This is a genomic window from Nonomuraea thailandensis (assembly GCF_024172165.1).
In the GTDB taxonomy this organism is placed as follows: Bacteria; Actinomycetota; Actinomycetes; order Streptosporangiales; family Streptosporangiaceae; genus Nonomuraea; species Nonomuraea thailandensis.
Window position 1 is genome coordinate 11,515,050 of record NZ_JAMZEB010000002.1, and the last position, 19,252, is coordinate 11,534,301.

General features: G+C 72.3%; 22 protein-coding genes and 1 tRNA gene. 14 read left to right on the forward strand and 9 right to left on the reverse strand.

The features are described from left to right. Positions 1–2: 2 nt before the first annotated feature. The gene (locus HD597_RS57650) at positions 3–644 is read right to left on the reverse strand and encodes a CPBP family intramembrane glutamic endopeptidase (RefSeq protein ID WP_253757190.1); all 642 of its coding nucleotides are present in this window, start codon (positions 642–644) and stop codon (positions 3–5) included. Between the two features lie 369 nt (positions 645–1,013). On the opposite strand from HD597_RS57650, the gene HD597_RS57655 reads away from it, so the two are divergent. The 3 genes from HD597_RS57655 to HD597_RS57665 all read left to right on the forward strand — a co-directional run bounded on the left by HD597_RS57655 (position 1,014) and on the right by HD597_RS57665 (position 3,542). Further along, the gene (locus HD597_RS57655; RefSeq protein ID WP_253757192.1) at positions 1,014–2,156 is read left to right on the forward strand and encodes a sensor histidine kinase; all 1,143 of its coding nucleotides are present in this window, start codon (positions 1,014–1,016) and stop codon (positions 2,154–2,156) included. A gap of 18 nt (positions 2,157–2,174) precedes the next feature. Then, positions 2,175–2,777: a response regulator transcription factor gene (locus tag HD597_RS57660; RefSeq protein ID WP_253757194.1), complete on the forward strand. Its 603-nt coding sequence runs from the start codon at positions 2,175–2,177 to the stop codon at positions 2,775–2,777. 357 nt (positions 2,778–3,134) lie between these two features. Continuing rightward, a complete protein-coding gene (locus tag HD597_RS57665; protein ID WP_253757196.1) occupies positions 3,135–3,542 on the forward strand; it encodes a Clp protease N-terminal domain-containing protein in 408 nt (135 codons plus the stop codon). 6 nt (positions 3,543–3,548) lie between these two features. On the opposite strand, the gene HD597_RS57670 is transcribed toward HD597_RS57665, so the two are convergent. From HD597_RS57670 to HD597_RS57680, 3 genes are read right to left on the reverse strand one after another with little or no spacing between them, the layout of a single operon-like run. Then, positions 3,549–5,339 carry an ABC transporter permease gene (locus HD597_RS57670; RefSeq protein ID WP_253757198.1) on the reverse strand — a complete coding sequence of 597 codons (1,791 nt, stop codon included), beginning with the start codon at positions 5,337–5,339 and terminating at the stop codon, positions 3,549–3,551. Positions 5,340–5,344: 5 nt separating this feature from the next. After that, positions 5,345–6,085, reverse strand: coding sequence for an ABC transporter ATP-binding protein (locus HD597_RS57675; protein ID WP_253757200.1), 741 nt, complete (start codon positions 6,083–6,085; stop codon positions 5,345–5,347). Beyond that, positions 6,082–6,675 carry a PadR family transcriptional regulator gene (locus HD597_RS57680; protein ID WP_253757202.1) on the reverse strand — a complete coding sequence of 198 codons (594 nt, stop codon included), beginning with the start codon at positions 6,673–6,675 and terminating at the stop codon, positions 6,082–6,084. The genes HD597_RS57675 and HD597_RS57680 overlap by 4 nt, the downstream gene beginning before the upstream one ends. 113 nt (positions 6,676–6,788) lie before the next feature. Between HD597_RS57680 and HD597_RS57685 the strand changes: the two genes are divergently transcribed. Further along, positions 6,789–8,261 (forward strand): FAD-dependent oxidoreductase, encoded by a 1,473-nt coding sequence (locus HD597_RS57685; RefSeq protein ID WP_253757204.1) that lies wholly within the window; start codon positions 6,789–6,791, stop codon positions 8,259–8,261. Here the strand turns inward: HD597_RS57685 and HD597_RS57690 are convergent. Both HD597_RS57690 and HD597_RS57695 read right to left on the reverse strand, forming a co-directional pair. Then, positions 8,229–9,047: an NAD(P)H-binding protein gene (locus tag HD597_RS57690; protein ID WP_253757207.1), complete on the reverse strand. Its 819-nt coding sequence runs from the start codon at positions 9,045–9,047 to the stop codon at positions 8,229–8,231. The two genes, HD597_RS57685 and HD597_RS57690, sit on opposite strands and share 33 nt — an antisense overlap. Positions 9,048–9,218: 171 nt before the next feature. Next, positions 9,219–9,295 (reverse strand) — tRNA-Pro (locus tag HD597_RS57695). Between the two features lie 121 nt (positions 9,296–9,416). Here HD597_RS57695 and HD597_RS57700 point away from each other — a divergent pair. The 3 genes from HD597_RS57700 (at position 9,417) to HD597_RS57710 (ending at position 11,549) form a co-directional block, all read left to right on the forward strand. Beyond that, positions 9,417–9,698: a glutaredoxin domain-containing protein gene (locus HD597_RS57700; protein ID WP_253757209.1), complete on the forward strand. Its 282-nt coding sequence runs from the start codon at positions 9,417–9,419 to the stop codon at positions 9,696–9,698. Positions 9,699–9,837: 139 nt separating this feature from the next. Then, positions 9,838–10,377: an RNA polymerase sigma factor gene (locus HD597_RS57705; protein ID WP_253757211.1), complete on the forward strand. Its 540-nt coding sequence runs from the start codon at positions 9,838–9,840 to the stop codon at positions 10,375–10,377. Then, positions 10,374–11,549, forward strand: coding sequence for a CU044_5270 family protein (locus HD597_RS57710; protein ID WP_253757213.1), 1,176 nt, complete (start codon positions 10,374–10,376; stop codon positions 11,547–11,549). Before HD597_RS57705 ends, HD597_RS57710 begins: the two co-directional genes overlap by 4 nt. 13 nt (positions 11,550–11,562) lie before the next feature. Here HD597_RS57710 and HD597_RS57715 read toward each other — a convergent pair whose 3' ends face one another. The 3 genes from HD597_RS57715 to HD597_RS57725 form a co-directional block, all read right to left on the reverse strand. Next, positions 11,563–11,970, reverse strand: coding sequence for a hypothetical protein (locus HD597_RS57715; protein WP_253757215.1), 408 nt, complete (start codon positions 11,968–11,970; stop codon positions 11,563–11,565). A gap of 11 nt (positions 11,971–11,981) precedes the next feature. After that, entirely contained in the window at positions 11,982–12,227 is a 246-nt protein-coding gene (locus HD597_RS57720) for a hypothetical protein (protein WP_253757217.1), read from the reverse strand. A 72-nt stretch (positions 12,228–12,299) separates the two neighbouring features. Next, positions 12,300–12,908 carry a TetR/AcrR family transcriptional regulator gene (locus HD597_RS57725; RefSeq protein ID WP_253757219.1) on the reverse strand — a complete coding sequence of 203 codons (609 nt, stop codon included), beginning with the start codon at positions 12,906–12,908 and terminating at the stop codon, positions 12,300–12,302. 2 nt (positions 12,909–12,910) lie between these two features. Between HD597_RS57725 and HD597_RS57730 the strand changes: the two genes are divergently transcribed. From HD597_RS57730 to HD597_RS57760, 7 genes are all read left to right on the forward strand, one after another. Then, positions 12,911–13,057, forward strand: a complete 147-nt coding sequence (locus HD597_RS57730) for a hypothetical protein (protein ID WP_253757221.1) — start codon at positions 12,911–12,913, stop codon at positions 13,055–13,057. Positions 13,058–13,227: 170 nt separating this feature from the next. Continuing rightward, positions 13,228–13,563 carry a cupin domain-containing protein gene (locus HD597_RS57735; protein ID WP_253757223.1) on the forward strand — a complete coding sequence of 112 codons (336 nt, stop codon included), beginning with the start codon at positions 13,228–13,230 and terminating at the stop codon, positions 13,561–13,563. Positions 13,564–13,644: 81 nt separating this feature from the next. Then, a complete protein-coding gene (locus HD597_RS57740; RefSeq protein WP_253757225.1) occupies positions 13,645–14,832 on the forward strand; it encodes an RtcB family protein in 1,188 nt (395 codons plus the stop codon). A 538-nt stretch (positions 14,833–15,370) separates the two neighbouring features. Next, a complete protein-coding gene (locus HD597_RS57745; RefSeq protein ID WP_253757227.1) occupies positions 15,371–17,068 on the forward strand; it encodes a discoidin domain-containing protein in 1,698 nt (565 codons plus the stop codon). Between the two features lie 20 nt (positions 17,069–17,088). Continuing rightward, entirely contained in the window at positions 17,089–17,925 is an 837-nt protein-coding gene (locus HD597_RS57750) for a DUF1996 domain-containing protein (RefSeq protein WP_253757229.1), read from the forward strand. A 61-nt stretch (positions 17,926–17,986) separates the two neighbouring features. Further along, positions 17,987–18,547: a DUF305 domain-containing protein gene (locus HD597_RS57755; RefSeq protein ID WP_253757231.1), complete on the forward strand. Its 561-nt coding sequence runs from the start codon at positions 17,987–17,989 to the stop codon at positions 18,545–18,547. A 9-nt stretch (positions 18,548–18,556) separates the two neighbouring features. Beyond that, positions 18,557–19,234, forward strand: coding sequence for a phosphotransferase (locus HD597_RS57760; RefSeq protein ID WP_253757233.1), 678 nt, complete (start codon positions 18,557–18,559; stop codon positions 19,232–19,234). Positions 19,235–19,252 lie beyond the last annotated feature (18 nt).

The following is a 19,252-nucleotide window of genomic DNA, read 5'->3' on the forward strand; positions in this document are numbered from 1 at the left end:
GGTCAGCCTGCCGTTCCCGGTCCAGCCGTCCCGGTGAGGAGCACCAGCAGCGGCAGCGCCAGGTTGTTGACGACATGCACGGCCACCGCGGGCCAGATGGACCCGCTGCGGCGCATCATCTCCGCTGCGGCGATGCCCACCACGAGGGCCGAGGGCAGGACGATGTTGACGCCGTGGAAGAGGGCGAAGACCAACGAGCTGCCCAGGAGGCCGACGACGGGCCCGTAACGCAGCAGGGCGTTGGCGAGGACACCGCGGAAGAGGAGCTCCTCGCCCATCGGGGTGAGGACGGCGAGGAACAGGATCGTCGGGATCAGGGGCAGCACGCCGCCGCCGGCCGCGTCGTAGTACATGCCCTGCGGGTCGGTGTCCAACCCGGTCAGGGCGATGACGGCGTAGTTCAGCAAACCCTTGAGGACGAGGGCGACCGCGCCTGCCGCCACGCCGATGAGCATCCAGCGCAGGGTGGTGCGGCGCACACTGAAGGCGCTCGGTGAGCGGATGCGTACGAGCGCCGCCGCGGCGAAGCCGACGAGGCCGGCGAGGCCCGACCAGGCGGCCACGATCAGCCCGTACACCACCGGGTCCAGCCCCAGCGGGCCGAAGAGCACGACCACGGACGCGGCGGGGGTCAGCGCGAGCATTGCGACCACGATCTCGGGCCGGCCCGGCGGTGCCGGCGGCGTGATCTCGGCGGACGTGGGTCTGCGGGGGTGGTGAACGTGATCGGGCGACATGGTGATGAGCCCCTCGCTCTCGTGATCTCAGCCGATTCCACCGGTTGCCGCACTCACCCGTCAGTGGCCCCGCGTCACGACCTCACCATGACGCCCCCGCGGGCGAAGCCATGACGCGGTGTCACTGGTGCCATCACGGGAACGGTGAAAATACTGGACAGACTCTGCTGTCCTGCCTCGGGGAGCACGCCCACACATGGAAACCGTCCCGCTGAGCATCGCTCCGGCCGCTGTCCCGGCCACCTGCCCGGCGACGAACGTGCTGGAACGGAACGGATGACCCGCGAGGAGGAGGGCGCCGGGCCGGAGCGTGCCCCGAGGGCATGGGGACGGCTGCGCGACCTCAATCTGGTCATGTTCCTCCCCCTGCTCGTCGCCATGGGGACGCTGGTGGTGGCCGTCGATGCGCGGACCGCGGGGGAGGCCGTGGTTCTGGCGCTGGGCGTGGTCGCGGCCCTGGTCGCGTTCATCCGGTGGGCGGCCCGCGACATCTCCCGCGTCGCGCTCCCGTGCCTGGTCGTCGCGGCGGCCGTCTGGGCCTTCGGCGCGCTGGCGATGGACGGCAGCGCCGCGTTCTACGGCGTCTCGATCGTGGGCCCTCTCGTCATCTCCCAGCTACCCCGCCACCGAGGCCTGGCGGCCCTGGGACTGACCGCCTACGTGGCCGCGGTGGGCGCGGCGCGACTGCTGGTGACCCAGGACGACGTCTCCGGCGTTCTCCTCGGATACGTCATCATCCCGGCGGGCATCACCGCCGTCGTGACCGGGCTGATGTTCCCCAACCAGAGGTTCTACGCCGTCGTCGCGGACCTGGAGGAGGCACGGGAGCGCGAGGCGGAGCTGGCCGTCGTCCGCGAACGCATGCGGTTCGCCAGCGATCTGCACGACATCCAGGGTCACACGCTGCACGTCGTGAAGCTGAAGGTGGCACTGGCGCAGAAGCTGGTGCGTACCGACGCCGATCGAGCCGAGCAGGAGCTGCGCGAGATCCACGCGCTGGTCGGCGACACCATCGCCCAGACCAAGCAGCTCGCCTACGCGCAGCGGCGGCTCAACCTGTCCGCGGAGCTGGAGAACGCCAAGAACCTCTTCGAGGCCGCAGACATCCATGTGGTCGTCGAGCGTGAGGGCGAGGTCGACCCCCGCGCAGGCGAACTGCTCGGCCAGGTCCTGCGCGAGACGACGACGAACATCCTGCGGCACGCGCAGGCCACGCGGGTACGCATCGCCCTGTCGAGGTCGGGCATCGCCATCGTCAACGACGGCGCGCGCGGGTCCCCGCCGCCCGAGTTGCGGGGACTCGCCACGCTGAGGGAACGCGTGGTGGCCAACGGAGGGGAGCTTACGGTGGAGCAGGAGGACGGCCGGTTCCTGACCGCCGCGGCCTTCCCGCACGGTCGCTCGGACCCCGCCCTCTAGATCATGGAAGGACGACCGATGACCACTGTGGTGCTCGCCGATGACGAGGTTCTCCTGCGCAAGGCGCTGGCGTCGTTGCTCCCTCTGGAGGGCGAGATCACCGTGCTCGCCGAGGCGGAGGACGGCCAGGCGGCCGTCCAGGCCACGCTGCGGCACCGGCCCGACGTGCTCGTCATCGATCTGGAGATGCCCGGGGTGGACGGGCTCGGCGCCGTCGCGGAGATCCGCCGGGAGCGGCCCGAGCAGGTGATCCTGATGCTGACCCGCCATGCCAGGCCCGGCGTGCTGCGCAGGGCGCTGAAGCTCGGGGTGCAGGGTTTCGTCAGCAAGTCCGCCGAACCGGCGCACATCGTCTCGGTCATCAAGGCCCTGCACGAGGGCAAGCGTTGGATCGACTCGGACGTCTCCGCCCTCGCCATCATCGACGACTGCCCGCTCACGGACCGCGAGCTCGACGTGCTGCGAGTGGCCGGCGAGGGTTACTCGGTCGCCGACATCGCCGTCCGGGTCCACCTGGCGGAGGGTACGGTGCGCAACTACCTCTCCAGCGCGATGCAGAAGACCCAGACCCGGACCCGGCACGAGGCGGCGCGGTACGCGCGTGAACACGACTGGCTGTGAGCTGCTCGCTAGCGATCGCCTGGCCCAGGTACGAGCGGAGGGGCCGTCCGGGCGGCGGGCGCGTCGAGCCATCGGCTCAGCAGGGTCGCGACCCCCGTGAGGTCGTCGTTGCCCATCTTCCAGCACAGGGCTCGCCTCTCATCCAGGCGTGCGCCTGCTCGCCGGCGAAGACCGACGCCAGGCCGTCCACCAGTGGTGCGTGCAGCGGGTGCCGGGGCTCGTCGCGGATGGACGCCCATCAGGGGTCGCAGGACAGCACGCCATGCCAGTCCACGAACACGACTCTCTCCATCGCCTCTGTCCCTTCTGCCGGGTGCTTTCCGTACTCTCGTTGGTGCCCGTCCGGACGGAGGCCGCATGCTGAGGAAGAGGAACCGTCGCCAGCCCCTGGAGCGCCTGCTGACGGCTCGCGCCCGGCGGGTCCTGGAGCTGGCCGAGCAGGAGGCCACGGCGCGGGGCCATGACGAGGCCACCGGTGATCACCTGCTGGCGGCCCTGGCGTGCCTGGGCGAGGGCGTGGCCGTCACCACGCTCGCCGGCCTCGGGGTGGACCCCGGCGGCACGCGCGGTCCGGCCGTGAGCGCCGGCCTCGGCCGGCTCACGGAGCTGGCCCGTCAGGAGGCGGCCGAGCTCGGGCACCGGTATGTCGGTACCGAGCATCTCCTGCTCGGCCTCCTCCACGAGGGCGGGACGGCGGCCCTGGGCGTCGGTCTGGAGCAGGCCCGGGAACAGGTCGTCAAGGTTCTGCGCGGCCACGCCCCGTGAGCCGGCTCAGGCGGCCTCGGCGCTGAGGGCCCGCGCCACGGACCGGCGGGCCGCCAGGCGGGCGGGCAGGGCGGTGAGCGCCACCGTCACCAGGAGGGTGGCGAACGCGGCGAGGAACATCACGGAGGACGGCGCCATGACCGCGTTCCTGGCGCTGAAGACGGTGAACACGCCGATGCCCAGCGGGACGCCGGCGATGGCTCCGGGCACGCAGGGCAGGAGCTGGGCGATGGACAACCCGGCCGTGACCTGCCCGGGGGTGGCGCCGAGCGCCCGTGCGACGGCCATGCTCGTCCGGGCCTCCATCGCCGTGGTCCAGGTGAACGTGAGGGTGTTCACGACGGCCAGCGCGATCAGCAGGGCGGAGACCACGATCAGCAGGTGGCCGGCGTTCTCGGCCCGCAGGTTCGGCAGGGCGGTGGAGCCGTTCAGGCCGTAGCCGCGCTGCGGCTGGAGGGAGAGGGACAGCAGGCCGGTGAGGGCGATCAGCGTGGTGGCGGTGGAGCACGCCTGCAGCGCGGCCCGGCCGGGACGGCGGGCGGTCAGCCGCAGCCCGAGCAGGAACGGCGTGGGCAGCAGCGCCGACAGCGCGGTGAGCCACGGGCGGCGCCGGGGCCGGTGGGCGGTGTCGGCCAGCGCGGTGACGGTGGCGGTGCGCAGGGCGCGCAGCGTGGGACGCAGGGCCGACAGCACCGCCACCGCCACGGCGAGGACGGTCGTCGCGGCGATGACGGAGCCGGTCGGCCCGCCGACGTCGCCGATCCTGCTGGCGGTGGGGCTGGCGACGACGGGCACGGCCAGGCGCGCGATCACCAGCCCGAGCACGTCGGCCAGCAGCGCCACGGCCAGGTACTCCGTGAGCAGGACGGCGGCGATCAGGCCGGGGGTGGCGCCGACGGCCTTGAGCAGCCCGGCCCGGCGCGTCTGCTGGACGGCGCGGCCGGTGGCCAGCGCGGCCACCCCGGTGACGGCCAGGAAGCTGAGCAGCCAGCTCCCGAGGACCAGGATCGGCTGGGTGCCCCTGAGGATGACGGCGTCCTGCTCGGCCTTGAACTGCCAGGAGTGGAAGTTGATCTTGACGTCGGAGCCGCGGTGGGCCTCGCGGAAGGCCTCGGTGGCGGCCGGGTCGCGCAGCTTGAGGTCCAGGGCCGTCGTCACGGGCAGATCCTGGGACGAGGCCAGCGCGCCGGCGTCCGGCCGGGTCATCCAGGCCAGGCCGGTGTAGTCGCTGGGGCCCCCGCCCGGGCCGATCTGGGCAGCCCAGGGATAGATGGAGGTGGCGGCGGTCACGGCGATCCCGACGACGGGGTACGGGCGGCCGGCGATGGTGACGCGGTCGCCGACGCCGACGCCCAGCGCGGTGGCGAAGCCGCGTTCGAGGACGGCGCCACCGGGGCGCACCCACTGGCCCGAGGTCACCAGCGGCCGGTTGAGCGCGCCGGGCTTCTCGGCGAGGCCGTGCACCACCACGGGGGACGACGTGGCGTCGCGCGTGGTGAGGCCGGCGTAGACGATGCGGTAGGGGCCGTGGTGGCCGACCACGTCGGGGTCGTCCGCCAGCGCGGTCAGGGCCGAGGTCACGGCGGGGCCCGTGTCGCCGGACAGGGCCACCACGTCGGGCCCGGCGGTGGCCGCGCGGGTCTGCTCGTACAGGGTCCGGCTCGTCCCGCTCAGGGACAGGCCCATGGCCAGGGTGGCGGTGGCGATGGTGACCGCGAGCAGGAGCATCCCGGCCTGGGCCCGGTGCCGGCGCACGTCGGCGAGCACCAGGCGTGCGACGAGCACGAGGGAGCCCATGCCGTTCAGCCCTCCAGCCCGATGAGCCCGCCGAGCCCGCGCGGGTGGGAGCCGGCCAGGCTGGTGTCGTCGACGAACATCCCGTCGCGCATGGACACCAGCCGATCGGACGTGGCCGCGACCCGCTCGTCGTGCGTGACGATGACCAGGGTCTGCCCTGCGGAACGCAGCTCCTCGAAGATCCTCAGCACGTCGAGGGTGGCCGCGCTGTCGAGGTTGCCGGTCGGCTCGTCGGCCAGGACCACCAGCGGCTCGTTGGCCAGCGCGCGGGCGATGGCCACCCGCTGGCGCTGCCCGCCGGACAGCTCGGAGGGCAGGTGCCGGGCGCGGCCGGTGAGCCCGACCCGTTCCAGCAGGACGCTCGCGCGTCGCCTGGCCTCCCGTGGCGAACGGCCGGCCAGCAGCGCGGGCAGCTCCACGTTCTCCGCCGCCGACAGCTCCTCCACCAGGTGGAAGGCCTGGAAGACGAACCCCGTCGACCGGCGCCGCATGCGCGCCAGAGCACGCTCGCTCAAGGTGTCGATGCGCTGCCCGGCCAGCCACACCTCCCCGCGAGTGGGCCGCTCCAGGCCGCCGAGCAGGTGCAGCAGGGTCGACTTGCCGCAGCCGCTCGGCCCCATCACCGCCAGCATCTGCCCCTCGGGCACCTCCAGGCCGACCTCGTCGACCGCCCGGACGCGGCTCTCCCCTTGACCGTGCTCCTTCACCAGGTCGCGGACCCGGACCACGGCACTCGACTCGTTCACACATCCTCAACTCTGTCGTCGGCCCACGGCTCGTCGGCCCGGAGGTCGTCGGCCCGGAGGTCGTCGGCCCGCGGGTCGTCGGCCCTGGACCAGGCCCGTTCGCAGGCTTCCAGCCAGCGCAGGTCCGCCCGCAGCCGCAGCACGACGCCCTCCAGCAGCAGCACGGCCTTCGAGCCCGCCGGCTCGGCCAGGATCGCGTGCTGCGCCTCGCGCAGGCGGCGCAGCAGCTCGCGGCGCTGCGCCGCCACGAGCTCGACCGGGTCGGCGAGCCGGGCCGCGGCCGCCGCGACGAGCTTGAGATGGAACTCCGCCTGGTCCGGCTTGGGCCAGCCCACCTCGGTCAGCCACGAGGCCACCCGCTGCTGCCCGGCCGGCGTCAGCGCGTAGACCTTGCGGTCCGGCCGCTCGGGCAGGCCGTCCGCGCGCTCGCAGACGACGAGCCCGGCCTTCTCCAGGCGGGACAGGGTCACGTAGATCTGGCCGGGGTTCATCGACTCGCCCAGCGGGCCCAGGCTCTGGCGCAGCCGGGCGCGCAGGCCGTACCCATGCGACGGCTCCTTGGCGAGCATCGCCAGCACTGCGTCCTGCACGGCATCCCCCTAACGGTTAGCTCATAGCTAGCGGTTAGCCGTACGAGCTGTCAAATGCGCTCTTGACCGCAGACCTCAGGAGGGAAACATTGTTTCCATTCGGGAGGTGGCAGATGGCCTGGGACGTGATCGTCGTAGGAGCCGGGCCCGGCGGTCTGGCCTGCGCCATCGCCGCTGCGAGTGGCGGGGCGCGGGTGCTCGTCCTGGAGAAGGCCGGCGAAGTCGGCGGTGCGCTGCCCTACTCGGGCGGGCACCTGTCGGCCGGCGGATTCTCCGCGCAACGCGCGCGAGGCATCGACGACGACCCTGAACGGCACTACGCCGACATCGTGCGGATCAACCGGGGGACCGGGCGCGAGGCCCTCATCCGGCTGTCGCTGGCCGAGCAGCCCGCGGTGCTGGAGTGGCTGTTCGAGGCGGGCTTCAGGGCCGCTCCCTCGACGCCGCGCATCGTGTACGGGCACGAGCCGTACACGGTTCCGCGTACCGTGCACGCCGCCGAGACACCTGGAGGGCCCGCCGTGCTGGCGGCGTTGCGGCGGCTGCTCGCGCCGCACACGGCCGGTGGGCTGGTCGAGGTACGGTGCGGGACGGCTGTCGCGGATCTGGTGACCGAGGGCGAGGCCGTGGTGGGTGTCACAGGTGACGGCGGGCGGCAGTGGCGGGCGCCGGCCGTGGTGCTGGCGACGGGCGGGTTCGGGTTCGCGCCCGAGCTGTTCGCCGAGCTGGAGGGCGCTCCGCTGGTCACCTCGGCAGCGCCCACCTCGACGGGCGACGGGCTGCTGATGGCGCTCCGGGCCGGCGCGGGCCTGCAGGGGATGGGCCGTTACCTGCCGACGTTCGGCGGGCTGCCGCCGCACGACGACGGCGACCCGCGCGTGGATTGGCTGCACCGGCCGCAGCTCGTGGCCCAGGAACGGCCGCCGTGGGAGGTCTACGTCGACCGCCACGGGCGCCGCTGGGTCGCCGAGGACGACCCCAGCCTCGACCGCAAGGAGCGGGCGCTCATCCGGATCGAGCAGATGACGTTCTGGATGGTGTTCGACGCGGCGGCGCTGCGCGAGTCGCGGCCCATGGTGCACGGATGGAGCCCGGCCGAACTGGAGGAGGCCTGCGGGCGGCGGCGGGGGCTGCACCGGGCCGCCACCGTGGCCGAGCTGGCCGCCGCCGCCGGCATCTCGGGCGACGGGCTGTCCGCGCAGGTGCGGCGCTACAACGAGGCGGTGGCACGCGGTCTGGACGAGGACTTCGGACGGCGTCATCTGCCTGCCCCGATCGCCGAGCCGCCCTTCTACGCGATCGAGAACCATCCCGTCACGCTCATCACGTTCGCCGGCGTGGACGTCGACGAGTGCCTGCGGGTACGCCGGGCCGACGGGCGGGTCGTGCCAGGCTTGTACGCCGTCGGGGAGGTCATCGGGTCGGCGGCGGTCAACGGGAACGCGTTCTGCTCGGGCATGTGCCTGACACCGGCACTGGCCTTCGGCAGAATCGTCGGCCGCGCCCTGGCGTCGTCCGCGCGTGCAGCGGCGCCTTCCGGGCGGGCGGTGGCGTCAGCGTTCGAACCGGAAGCCGAGCCCCCGTAACCGGGCCGAGCTGACCGGCACCTCGGGCATGCGGATCTCGCCCCGGTACGTCAGCTCAGGCAGCCCCTCGGCGGCACAGATCGCGCCGAAGAACTCGGCGTTCGCGGGCGGTGTCACCGCGTCGGGATAGCCGTTGTAGACACCGGTCAGCCCTTCGGTCACGACGAAGTCCAGGGCAGCGGCCGCATCCCGGTAGTCGATCCGGTAGAGCAACGCCTCCGCCGCGAACGGCACGCTCCCACCCAGCCGCTCGTGCGCGAACCGCACCCGAGCCGGATAGTCCAGGTCACCCGGATGGCCGTACACGTCGGGGATCCGCAGCACCGCCCCGCCGGGCGAGCCCAGCACCACCTGCTCGGCCGCCACGAAGGAACGCGGGGAGGCGTCCGGATCGCCGGTGGTGGGGACCCTCTCGTCGATCCGGGGGCCGCTGCCGCTGCCGTACACGGAGCCTGAGCTGGTGAAGACGACGCGCGGATGCGCGGAGACGGCGGCGCGGGCACTGGCGACGAGCGTGTCGGCGTATTCGGCGACCCGCGAGGCGGCGTCGAAGGCTCTGCCGAGGCGGGGGCTCACGGTCAGCACCACGGCGTCGGCGCCCTCGGCGGCGCGGGCGACGGCGTCCTGGTCGGCGCCGCGCAGGACCACCGCCTCGGCGCAGACCTTCAGCAGCTCGGGGACGCGTCGAGGTGTGGTGGTGGTGCCGGTGACGGCGTGCCCGGCCCTGGCCCAGCGCCGGGCGAGCTCCAGCCCGACGTGCCCGCATCCGATGATCGTGTATCTCATGACCCCGCGGACGCTTCCGTCGGCACTTCGACGCGGCCGGCGGGGCCGGCCTCACCGGGGTTCGTGGTCACCACCATGCGTTGATCGTCGCCGATGAACGCGCCTCGCGCATCCGTCCGACGAAAAAGGGTGCCACCGACATGGTGACACCCTCACCGACCAGCATCGATCTGGTCGGGACGACAGGATTTGAACCTGCGACCCCTTGACCCCCAGTCAAGTGCGCTACCAAGCTGCGCTACGTCCCGGTCACGTCGGTCGCCTACGTTGTCCATGGGCGTTCCGACCGGCCACCACCCTACAGGAGGAGCCGGACTCGTCGCGTACGCTCCCCTGCGGCCCAGGCAACCGACGATTGGGGTGGGAACGATGGTGGCAAGCGACGACGAGGTCGTCCTCTACTGGCGGCCGATGTGCACGTACTGCATGAAGCTACGCCTCAGCCTGCTCTTCACCCGGCTCCGCTACCGCAACGTCAACATCTGGAAGGACCCGAAGGCGGCGGCGTTCGTGCGCTCGGTCGCGAACGGCTTCGAGACGGTGCCGACCGTGACGGTGGCGGACAGGCCGATGGTCAACCCGACGCGGCGCCAGCTCCTGGACGCCGTCAAGAGGTACGCGCCGCACCTGCTGGGGAGAGCCGACCGGTAAGGGGATCCGACAGGGGCGGGCCCAGCACGAGATCGGCGTCATCGCGCTGGAGAAGTTCGGGTGGTGCGTAACAACGGGAGGGCTCGGACCACTTCCTGGTGTCAGAAGAACGACGCATCCCGAACGAAGGGGCTGGGCGGTGACGGATGATGCGCACCGGTTCACCGGCATGTACGACGAATGCCGGCAACGCGTGTGGGCCTACGTGGTCAGCCGCGCGGGCCGGCAGGTGGCGGACGAGGTGGTGAGCGAGACGTTCGCCATCGCCTGGCGGCGGCTGGACGACGTGCCCGAGCCGGCGCTGCCGTGGCTGCTCGGGGTCGCCAGGAACGTGCTGCGTGACAACGTGCGTGCGGAGCTGCGGCGGGAGGCGCTGGCCGCCGAGCTGCGGGCCTGGACCGAGGGGGACGTGGCCGAGCAGGTGACCGAGCGGATGGGGGTGCTGCGCGCGCTGGCCGCGTTGCAGGAGGACGATCGGGAGATCCTCGTCCTCGTCGCCTGGCACGGGCTGACGCCCAAGGAGGCCGCCAAGGTCATCGGCTGCTCGTCGGCGGCGTACCGCGTACGGCTGCATCGGGCGCGCAAGCGGCTCAGGCAGGCGATGGAGGCGGAGCCGGAAGGGCGCGTCCCCGAGCGGTCCAGGACCCACGTACGGAACCTCAGCGAGGAGTGGTCATGAACCCCATCGACGAGCTTCGGGCCGCCAGGCCCGCGCACCTCGGCGACCGGCAGGTGGACGAGGCGACGAGGGCCGTGGAGCTGGCCCGCGCCATGGCGAGGCCCAGGCCGCAGCCCTCCAGGAGGCGGCGGAGCAGGCCCGCGTGGGGGCTGGGGCTGGCAGGGGCGGCGGCCGCCGCCGTCACGGCGGTGGCGGTGGTCATGTCGGGGAGCGGCGCGGCGCCGACGACGCCGCGGGCGACCGACGGCGGGCAGGTGGCGGCGAGCGCGGGAACGGGCGCGCCCCGGGTGCGGCTGTCGGCGCGGGACGTGCTGCTGGCCGCGGCGGAGAAGGCCGACCGGCAGCCCGAGGGCAGCGGTGACTGGTGGCGGAGCGTGACGGTGAGCAGGCACCTGTACGCGGCCAGGAACGGCGGCTACCTGGTCATGGACGCCTCACGCAACGAGGGGTGGACGCCCGAGGCCACCGGGGGCGACCAGTGGGCCAGCAGCCGGCGGCTCGGGGCCGGGCCCGCCACCGAGGCGGACCGCACGGCCTGGGAGCGGGCCGGGGCGCCGTCCGAGATCGAGGTCGTCGTCCCGGGCAAGGGCAGGGGGAAGGGCGCGTACGGGCGGATGACCCTGTCCACGTCCGAGGGGAGGGCCACGACCAGCCACACCCCGCTCGTGGACGGCGACAAGGTGTTCTGGCTCGGCAGGAACGTGACCATGAAGGAGCTGCGCGGGCTGCCGAGCGAGCCCGGCGCGCTGAAGAAGTGGCTGATGGCCTCCTACGCGGGGCACGGCACCGAGTCCACCAGCGAGAAGATGTCGGGGGACGCGTGGCTCTTCAAGGTCAGCGTGGGGCTGATCATGGACATGCCGGTGACGCCGGAGGTGCGGGGGGCGGCGTTCCGCATGCTGGCGGGGCTCGATGAGGTGAGGGTCGCCGAGAACGTGACCGACGCCGAGGGGCGGCAGGGCACGGCCGTGTCGGTGGAGGAGCGTTACGAGAGGGGCGGGGTCTCGGAGAACCGGCTGGTCTTCGACGAGGCGACCGGGCGGGCGCTGGCCAGCGAGTACGTGGTGGTGGAGCCGGGCGGGCTGCAGGCGGGGTTCGAGCCGGGCACGGTCTGGAGCTCCAACGCGCTGATCGAGGCGGGCTGGACGGACGGCGATCCCGCCGCCTCCTGATGGGGAGGGCTCGTCAGCCGCTCTGGCGGGCCTCGTCGTTGGCGTTCGTACGGATCTGCTGGATGCGCTGCTTGGTCAGGCCGAGCAGCTCGCCGATGTCGCCGTCGGACAGCCCCAGCTCGTGCATGTGCTTGACGCGCTTCTTCAGCGTCCGCGTGTAGTCCTCGGCGATCGCGGCCGCCTGGCGCTGCAGGGCGGCGAAGTCGTCGAGATCCTGCTCGGACAGGCCGGGCAGCGTGTAGTGGAAGACCGGCGCCGGCGGCCGGTCCCGGTCGCCGAACAGGAACGGGAGCCCCTCGGCCACGTCCGCGTGCAGCTCCCGCAGCGTGCGCGCGGACATGCCGCCGGCCACGCCGTCCACCTGGGCCAGCCAGAGGTTGCCGGCCATGGTGACGTGGACGTCGACGCGGTCTGCGGTCATGGGTGCTCCAGTCAGTCCTTCAGCCAGCCGTCGCCGAACAGGTGCGCCAGCCCTCGCTCGAGGGTGTCCACCAGGTGCGGTGTCTCCCCGGGATAGAGCGGGACGATCGCGCGGGCGGCGACCCGGCCCTCGGCGTCCCACAGCAACAGGAACCGCTGCCGCCTGGTCGTCTCGGCCCAGTCGCAGCGCAGGCCGTGGAGATGGGAGAGCCCGATGATCCGATCGCGGATGGCCGCGTAGTCGTCTCGTTCTACCACACGCGGCAGACTATATCCCTTGGCTACCAGTGACAACGGGTCTTGTCGGCATGATTTCGCCATGCGTGTTGGTTACCGGGCGCCCCAGGCTCGTACGAAGGCGTCCACGGCGGCGACGGCCATCGTCCGCAGCTCCGCGTCCTGCAACTGGCGGGTGCCGAGCTGAGTGCGGGCCTCCAGCGGGCCGAGGAGCAGGGCCAGGAACTGCTCGGCCGCCAGGTCCGGATCCGCGGCCCGCAGGCGGCCGGCCAGGGCGAGGCGGGCCAGGCGGTCGGCGAGCGCCTGGTTGAGCCGGTCGGGGCCGCTCTCCTGGACGATGTCCAGGATGTCGCGGGCGGCGGCCTCCATGGCGTGCCTGAACAGGGTCGCCTTGTCGGTCATGTGGTTGTAGACCGTCGGCTTGGCGACCCCGGCCTCGCGGGCGATCGACTGCACGCAGGCCTGCGCGTAACCCTCCCGCGCGAACACCGTGAACGCGCCCTCCAGGATCGCCTGCCGCTTGTCGATGCGGCGCTCGGCGTCGCCCTGGTGACGCTGGTCGTCCAGACCGCCGACGACCCGATCGCCGGGCTGCGCGGCGTCTTCTGGCTGGCCGTGGTCTCCAACCTGGTCGTCCTGGCCCTCGTCCCGCTCCTGCCGGGCAAGGTCAGCGCGCCGGAGCCCGTACGAGAAGGAGCGCACGCATGAGGACGCTGGTGGTCACCGGCGGCACCGACGGGGTGGGGCGGGCGCCGGCCCGCACGTACCCGGAGCGCGGCGACGCGCTCGCCGTCGTGGGCAGGGACGCGGCCAAGGCGCTGCCCGGAGCGGTGTCGTCCAGGCGGACCTGAGCCTGGCCGGCGAGAACCGGCGGGTGATCGAGGAGGTCAACGCCGGGTTCCGGCCGTGGACGCGAGCCGATTGGTCCGAGAGGCGAACCAATTTAGCGAGATTGGCTCTGTGGCCGGGCCATTCGGGTCGATTTGATGGAGCTGTCCAACGTATCGAGGAGGCAACGATCATGTCTGTCGACATCAGCGCCGCAGTGTCGGTCCCCGAGGTCATCGGGACGCTGCCGGGCCCCTGGCAGCAGCGGCAGCTCGCCGTGGTGAACGACGCGGTCGTGCGGCTGGCCCAGCTCCACGGCGAGTTCCCCTGGCACTACCACGACGAGGACGAGCTGTTCCTGTGCTGGGACGGCACGTTCCGGCTGGAGCTGGAGGGGCGCGAGCCGGTCGTCATGACGCCCGGGGACGTCTTCGTCGTGCCGCGCGGCCTGCGGCACCGGCCGGTGGCGGACGAGCCGGCGCACGCGCTCCTGGTGGAGAAGCCGGAGACCACGCAGTACGGCAACTGACGCTAAATCGGTTGCGGGGGGTATGAGAAGTCTGGCCTGATTGATCGCGTTCGGAGTGTGACCGGGAGGAGGCGATACGAGATGACGTACAACGAGGTGACCGGAACGCGGCGACCGCTGCGGATGTGGGCGGAGCCGGAGACGGTCGAACCGCAGGCGATGCAGCAGCTTCGCAACGTGGCGAACCTCGAGTGGGTGCACGGTGTCGCCGTCATGCCGGACGTGCACCACGGCAAGGGCGCGACGGTGGGCTCGGTCATCGCGATGCGCGACGCCGTCTCGCCCGCGGCCGTCGGCGTGGACATCGGGTGCGGGATGACGGCCGTGAAGACGTCGTACCAGGCTGCTCGGCTCCCCGACAACCTGGCCTACCTGCGCGGAAGGCTCGAGCAGGCGGTGCCGGTCGGGTTCGGGCACCACAAGCGGCCGGTCGATCCGGGCGAGGTGTCCGGGATGAAGACGGCCGGGTGGGCGCAGTTCTGGAAGGGCTTCGACGAGCTGGCGCCGGCCGTGAAGGCGCGGCGCGAGCGGGCCGAGGTGCAGATGGGCACGCTCGGCGGCGGCAACCACTTCCTCGAGGTCTGCGCGGACGACGAGGGCTGGGTGTGGGTCGTGCTGCACTCCGGGTCGCGCAACATCGGCAAGGAGCTGGCGGAGCACCACATCGGGGTGGCTCGCGGGCTGTCGCACAACCAGGGGCTGGTGGACCGGGACCTGGCGGTCTTCCTCGGCCGTACGCCGGAGATGGACGCCTACCGGCGCGACCTGTTCTGGGCGCAGGACTACGCGCGGCGCAACCGGGCGCTGATGATGGGGCTGGTGTGCGACGTGCTGCGGCGGCACCTGCCTGACGTCACGTTCGACCAGCCGATCTCCTGCCACCACAACTACGTGGCGGAGGAGCGGTACGACGGGGTGGACGTGCTCGTGACCAGGAAGGGCGCGATCCGGGCCGGCTCCGGGGACCTGGGGATCATCCCGGGCTCGATGGCCACCGGGACGTACATCGTCAAGGGTCTGGGCAACGCCGCGGCGTTCAACTCGGCCTCGCACGGGGCCGGGCGGAAGATGAGCCGGAACAAGGCGAAGAAGACGTTCACCGTCAAGGACCTGGAGGCGCAGACGGCGGGCGTGGAGTGCCGTAAGGACTCCGGGGTGCTGGACGAGATCCCGGGCGCGTACAAGGATCTGGAGTCCGTGATGGCGGCGCAGACGGATCTGGTGCAGGTGGTCGCGCACCTGCGGCAGCTCATCTGCGTCAAGGGCTGAGCGGCGGCCGGTCGAGCGGCTCGACGCTCGCCGGCCCCGTCCGAGGTCGTGCGGGGGCCGCGGTCAGACCATGTACTGGTCGTGGCGCCTGCAGAGGTCGGTCCACGTCTCGCCGTCGTACAGGCTCACCGTTCCGTTCAGGATTGAAGAAGGACTCGGAGAAGGTCCTGTGGAAGTGTGCCCCTCCTCCTGACGGCGTGGCGCTCATCTCCCACCGGTAGAGCCCGTAGTGGCCGCCGGTGCCGGCGCCGGTGGCCAGATGGTGCACTTTCGTACGCTCGCCGATCAACAGGTCCGCCTGTCGTCGCCGGGTGACGGCCGATCCGGCGCGTGATTGAGAGAGCGCTCCCTTGGGGAGGCTGGAAGACAGTCAAGTCAAGGGCGGTCCCGAGTGGGAAAATCGGCTCCACGGCCCAAGGGAGCGCCGCCTGCTGCGTCGTCGAGGTTTAACCGGCACCTTGACAGAAGGTGGCTGTGCGAGCACTCTCCTTCTCAGGGAGCGCTCCCTCCAAACAGCCCCCAGTTTGACGGAGACGTTGTGACCCCACTCTTACGCCGTCTCGCGGCGTTCGCCGCCCTCGTCGTCACCGTGCCACTGATGTCGGCGCCGCCCGCCCACGCCGCCGACCCGCTGCTGTCCCAGGGCAGGCCCGTCACCGCCTCCTCCACCGAGAGCGCCGCGGCCTTCCCCGCCTCCGCCGCCGTGGACGGAGACCCCGGCACCCGCTGGTCCAGCGCGTTCTCCGACCCGCAGTGGATCCAGGTGGACCTCGGCGCGACCGCCGCCATCAGCCAGGTCGAGCTGAGCTGGGAGGCCGCCTACGCCACCGCCTTCCAGGTGCAGGCGTCCACCGACGGAGCCACCTGGAGCACCCTCCACTCCACCGCCGCCGGCGCCGGCGGGAACCAGACCCTGGCCGTGTCCGGCAGCGGCCGGTACGTCCGCGTCCACGGCACCCAGCGCGCCACCCCGTGGGGTTACAGCCTGTGGGAGTTCAAGGTGTACGGCGCCGGGAGCTCCGGCGGCGAGCGGCTGCTGTCGTACGGCAAGCCCGGCGTCGCGTCCAGCTCCCAGCACGACGGGAACTGCTGGGAGTGCACCCCGGCCAGGGCGTTCGACCTCGACCCCGCCAGCAGGTGGGCCACGGCGGCGTGGTCGGACCCGGGCTGGATCCAGGTGGACCTGGGCGCGACCGCGCAGATCAGCAAGGTCGTGCTGCAGTGGGACCCGGCCTACGCCAGGTCGTTCCAGATCCAGACCTCTCCTGACGCGAGCACCTGGACCACCGTCTACAGCACCACCGGCGGCACCGGCTTCAAGCAGACGCTGAACGTCAGCGGCACCGGCCGCTACGTCCGCATGTACGGCACCCAGCGAGCCGGCCCCTACGGCTACAGCCTGTGGGAGTTCCAGGTGTACGGCACCGGCGGCAACCCCACCACCCCGCCCGCCCCGCCCGCGGACCCCGCCGACCCGCCGGCCCTGGTGTGGAGCGACGAGTTCAACGGCGCCGCCGGCGCCAGGCCCGACGCCGCCAAGTGGCGGGCGGACCCCGGCACCGGCCCGAACAACGAGCTGGAGTACTACACCGACCACGGCAACGCCGCCATGGACGGCCAGGGGCACCTGGTCATGGAGGCCCGCAAACAGGCCACGCCGGGCTCCGCCTGCCCGCCCGACCCGCTCACCGGCAGCACCACCTGCCAGTACACCTCCGCCAGGATGAACACCGGGACGAAGTTCCACTTCACCTACGGCCGCGTCGAGGCCCGGATCAGGGTGCCCAAGGGCAACGGGCTCTGGCCGGCGTTCTGGATGATGGGGGCCGACTTCCTGACCGGGCGGCCGTGGCCGTACAACGGCGAGATCGACATCATGGAGGTCCTCGGCAAGGACGTGAAGACGTCCTACTCGACCGTGCACGCGCCCGCCTACAACGGCGGTGGCGGCGTCGGGGCTCCGTACACGCTGCCGGGCGGCGCCGACTACTCCGACGACTTCCACGTCTGGGCCGCCGACTGGGACAGCGAGGGCATCGTCTACACGCTCGACGGGCGGACGGTGTTCACGATCAGCAAGGACCAGGTGGAGCAGACGCGCGGCCCCTGGATCTTCGACCACCCCTTCTACATCATCCTCAACCTCGCCGTGGGCGGCGACTGGCCGGGGCCGCCGGACGCCGCCACGCCCTTCCCGTCACGGATGCTCGTCGACTACGTGCGGGTCTACCGGTGACCCGCGTCAAGGGAGCCGCCATGCGGATCTTAGCCCTGTTGTCCCTGCTGCTCGGCACGCTCGTGGTGGCCGCTCCGGCGCCCGCCGCGGCCGCGCCCGTACGGGTGGCGGAGTTCCTCGCCGACTGCCCGTTCAGCCATCGGCTGCCCGACGACCCGATCGTCTTCCCCGGCCTGCCGGGCGCCTCGCACATGCACAGCTTCTTCGGCAGCCGTGTGACCAACGCCCACACCCAGCTCAACGACCTGCTCAACGGCGCCACCAACTGCAACCCGGCCGTGGACAAGTCGTCGTACTGGGTGCCGACCCTCTACCGGGACGGCGTCCCGGTGGAGCCGGCCATCGTCACGTTCTACTACCTCGGGGAAGGAGTCCGGGACGACATCATCGCCAGGATCCAGCCGCTCCCGCTGGGGCTGCGGATCGTGGCGGGCAACGCCAGGGCGACCGGGCCCGACAGCACGACCATCTCCCGGTGGTCGTGCCTGCACGCCGGGCACGTGGGAGCCTCCAAGGACTTCGTGAACTGCCCGTCGGGCACCATGCTGGAGTCGTACCTGGACTTCCCGCAGTGCTGGAACGGGCGGGACCTGGACTCCGCCGACCACAAGAGCCACATGGCCTACCCGGTGGCGGGGGCGTGCCCGGGCACGCATCCCGTGGCGGTGCCGAAGCTGCGTCAGGTGATCCGGTACCCGGTGAGCGGGGATCCGTCCCGCTTCCGGCTGTCGTCGGGCGGCGGGTTCACGATGCACGGCGACTTCTTCAACGCCTGGCCGGCGGCCGAGATGGAGCGGCGGGTGCGTGACTGCATCCGGCCGATCATCAAGTGCGGCGCCGACGGGCGTCCTTCGTAGGTGCCGGGTACGTCCGGGCGGGTGTGCCCGTCCGGACGTATCCCCTCGTGGAAGGGCGGTCATGGCGGTGCTGCGGTGGTTCACGTTCCTGCTGGTGGTCGCCGTGCTGGCGGGGTGCTCCTCCGCCGGACGGGACGCCGGGACGCCGACGTCCGGCGCCTCCTCCTCCGGCGCGTTCACCACGACCGACGTGGCGTGGTTGCAGCTCTCCGACGCCCTGCACGCGCGGGCCCTGCCCCTGCTGGAGCTCGCGCCGCGACGTGCGGCCAGCCGATCGCTGGCCGGCCTCGCCGTACGGCTCGGCGAGGCGCACGAGGCGGGCCGCGGCCGGTTGCGGGCCCTGCTCGCCGAGGCCGGGATCACCGGTGAGAACCCGCACACGCGGCATGACATGCCCGGCATGCCCACGGCGGAGGACCTGAAGAGCCTGGCCGGGCTGCGTGACGGCGCCTTCGACCGGCGTTTCGCCGAGCTGCTGCGGGCGCATCTGGGGCAGCTCGTGCTGGTCGCGAACGGTGAACGGGACTCTGGCGGCGCGGCGGCGGCGCGGGAGCTGGCGGAGACGATGGCCCGCGAGCACGCCGACGATCTCGCCGAGCTGGATCGGGCCGTGGCCGCGTAGGTTGAGGGCATGGAGCTCGGGGAGCTGGTGGGTACGGGGCGCAGCGCCGACGTGTACGCGATCGGCGACGGGCGGGTGCTGCGCCGCTACCGGGTCGCCGCCGACGCCGGACGCGAGCTGGAGATCATGGCGCATGTGGCCGCGCACGGGTATCCCGTGCCGGAGGTCTTCCCCGGGGAGAGCGGCGCCACCGACCTGGTGATGGGACGGTTGTCCGGGCCCACGATGCTGCACGCCCTGCTGGCCGGGGAGATCGGGATCGAGGAGGCGGGCCGCACCCTCGCCGCGCTGCTGCGACGGCTGCACCGGGTCCCGGCCAGGGTGTCCCGCGATCCCCGTGATCGGATCCTGCACCTGGACCTGCATCCCGACAACGTGATGCTGACGCCGGACGGGCCTGTGGTGATCGACTGGTGCAACGCCAGGGAGGGGCGGCCCGCGCTGGACTGCGCCCTGTCGGCACTGATCCTCGCGCAGGCGGCGGTGGACGGCGAGAGCGACCTGGCGCAGGCGGCGCGGGCCCTGGTCACCGTCCTGACAGGGGCGCTGGGCGAGGACCTGGACCCGGGCGGGCCGCTCGACGACGCCCGGGCCCGGCGCGCCGCCGACCGGGGGCTCACCGCGCACGAGGTGGGCCTGCTGGACGAGGCGGTGGCGCTGATCAGGCGGCTGGCCGGGCCGAGGTGAAACCGGGACGAGGCCGTC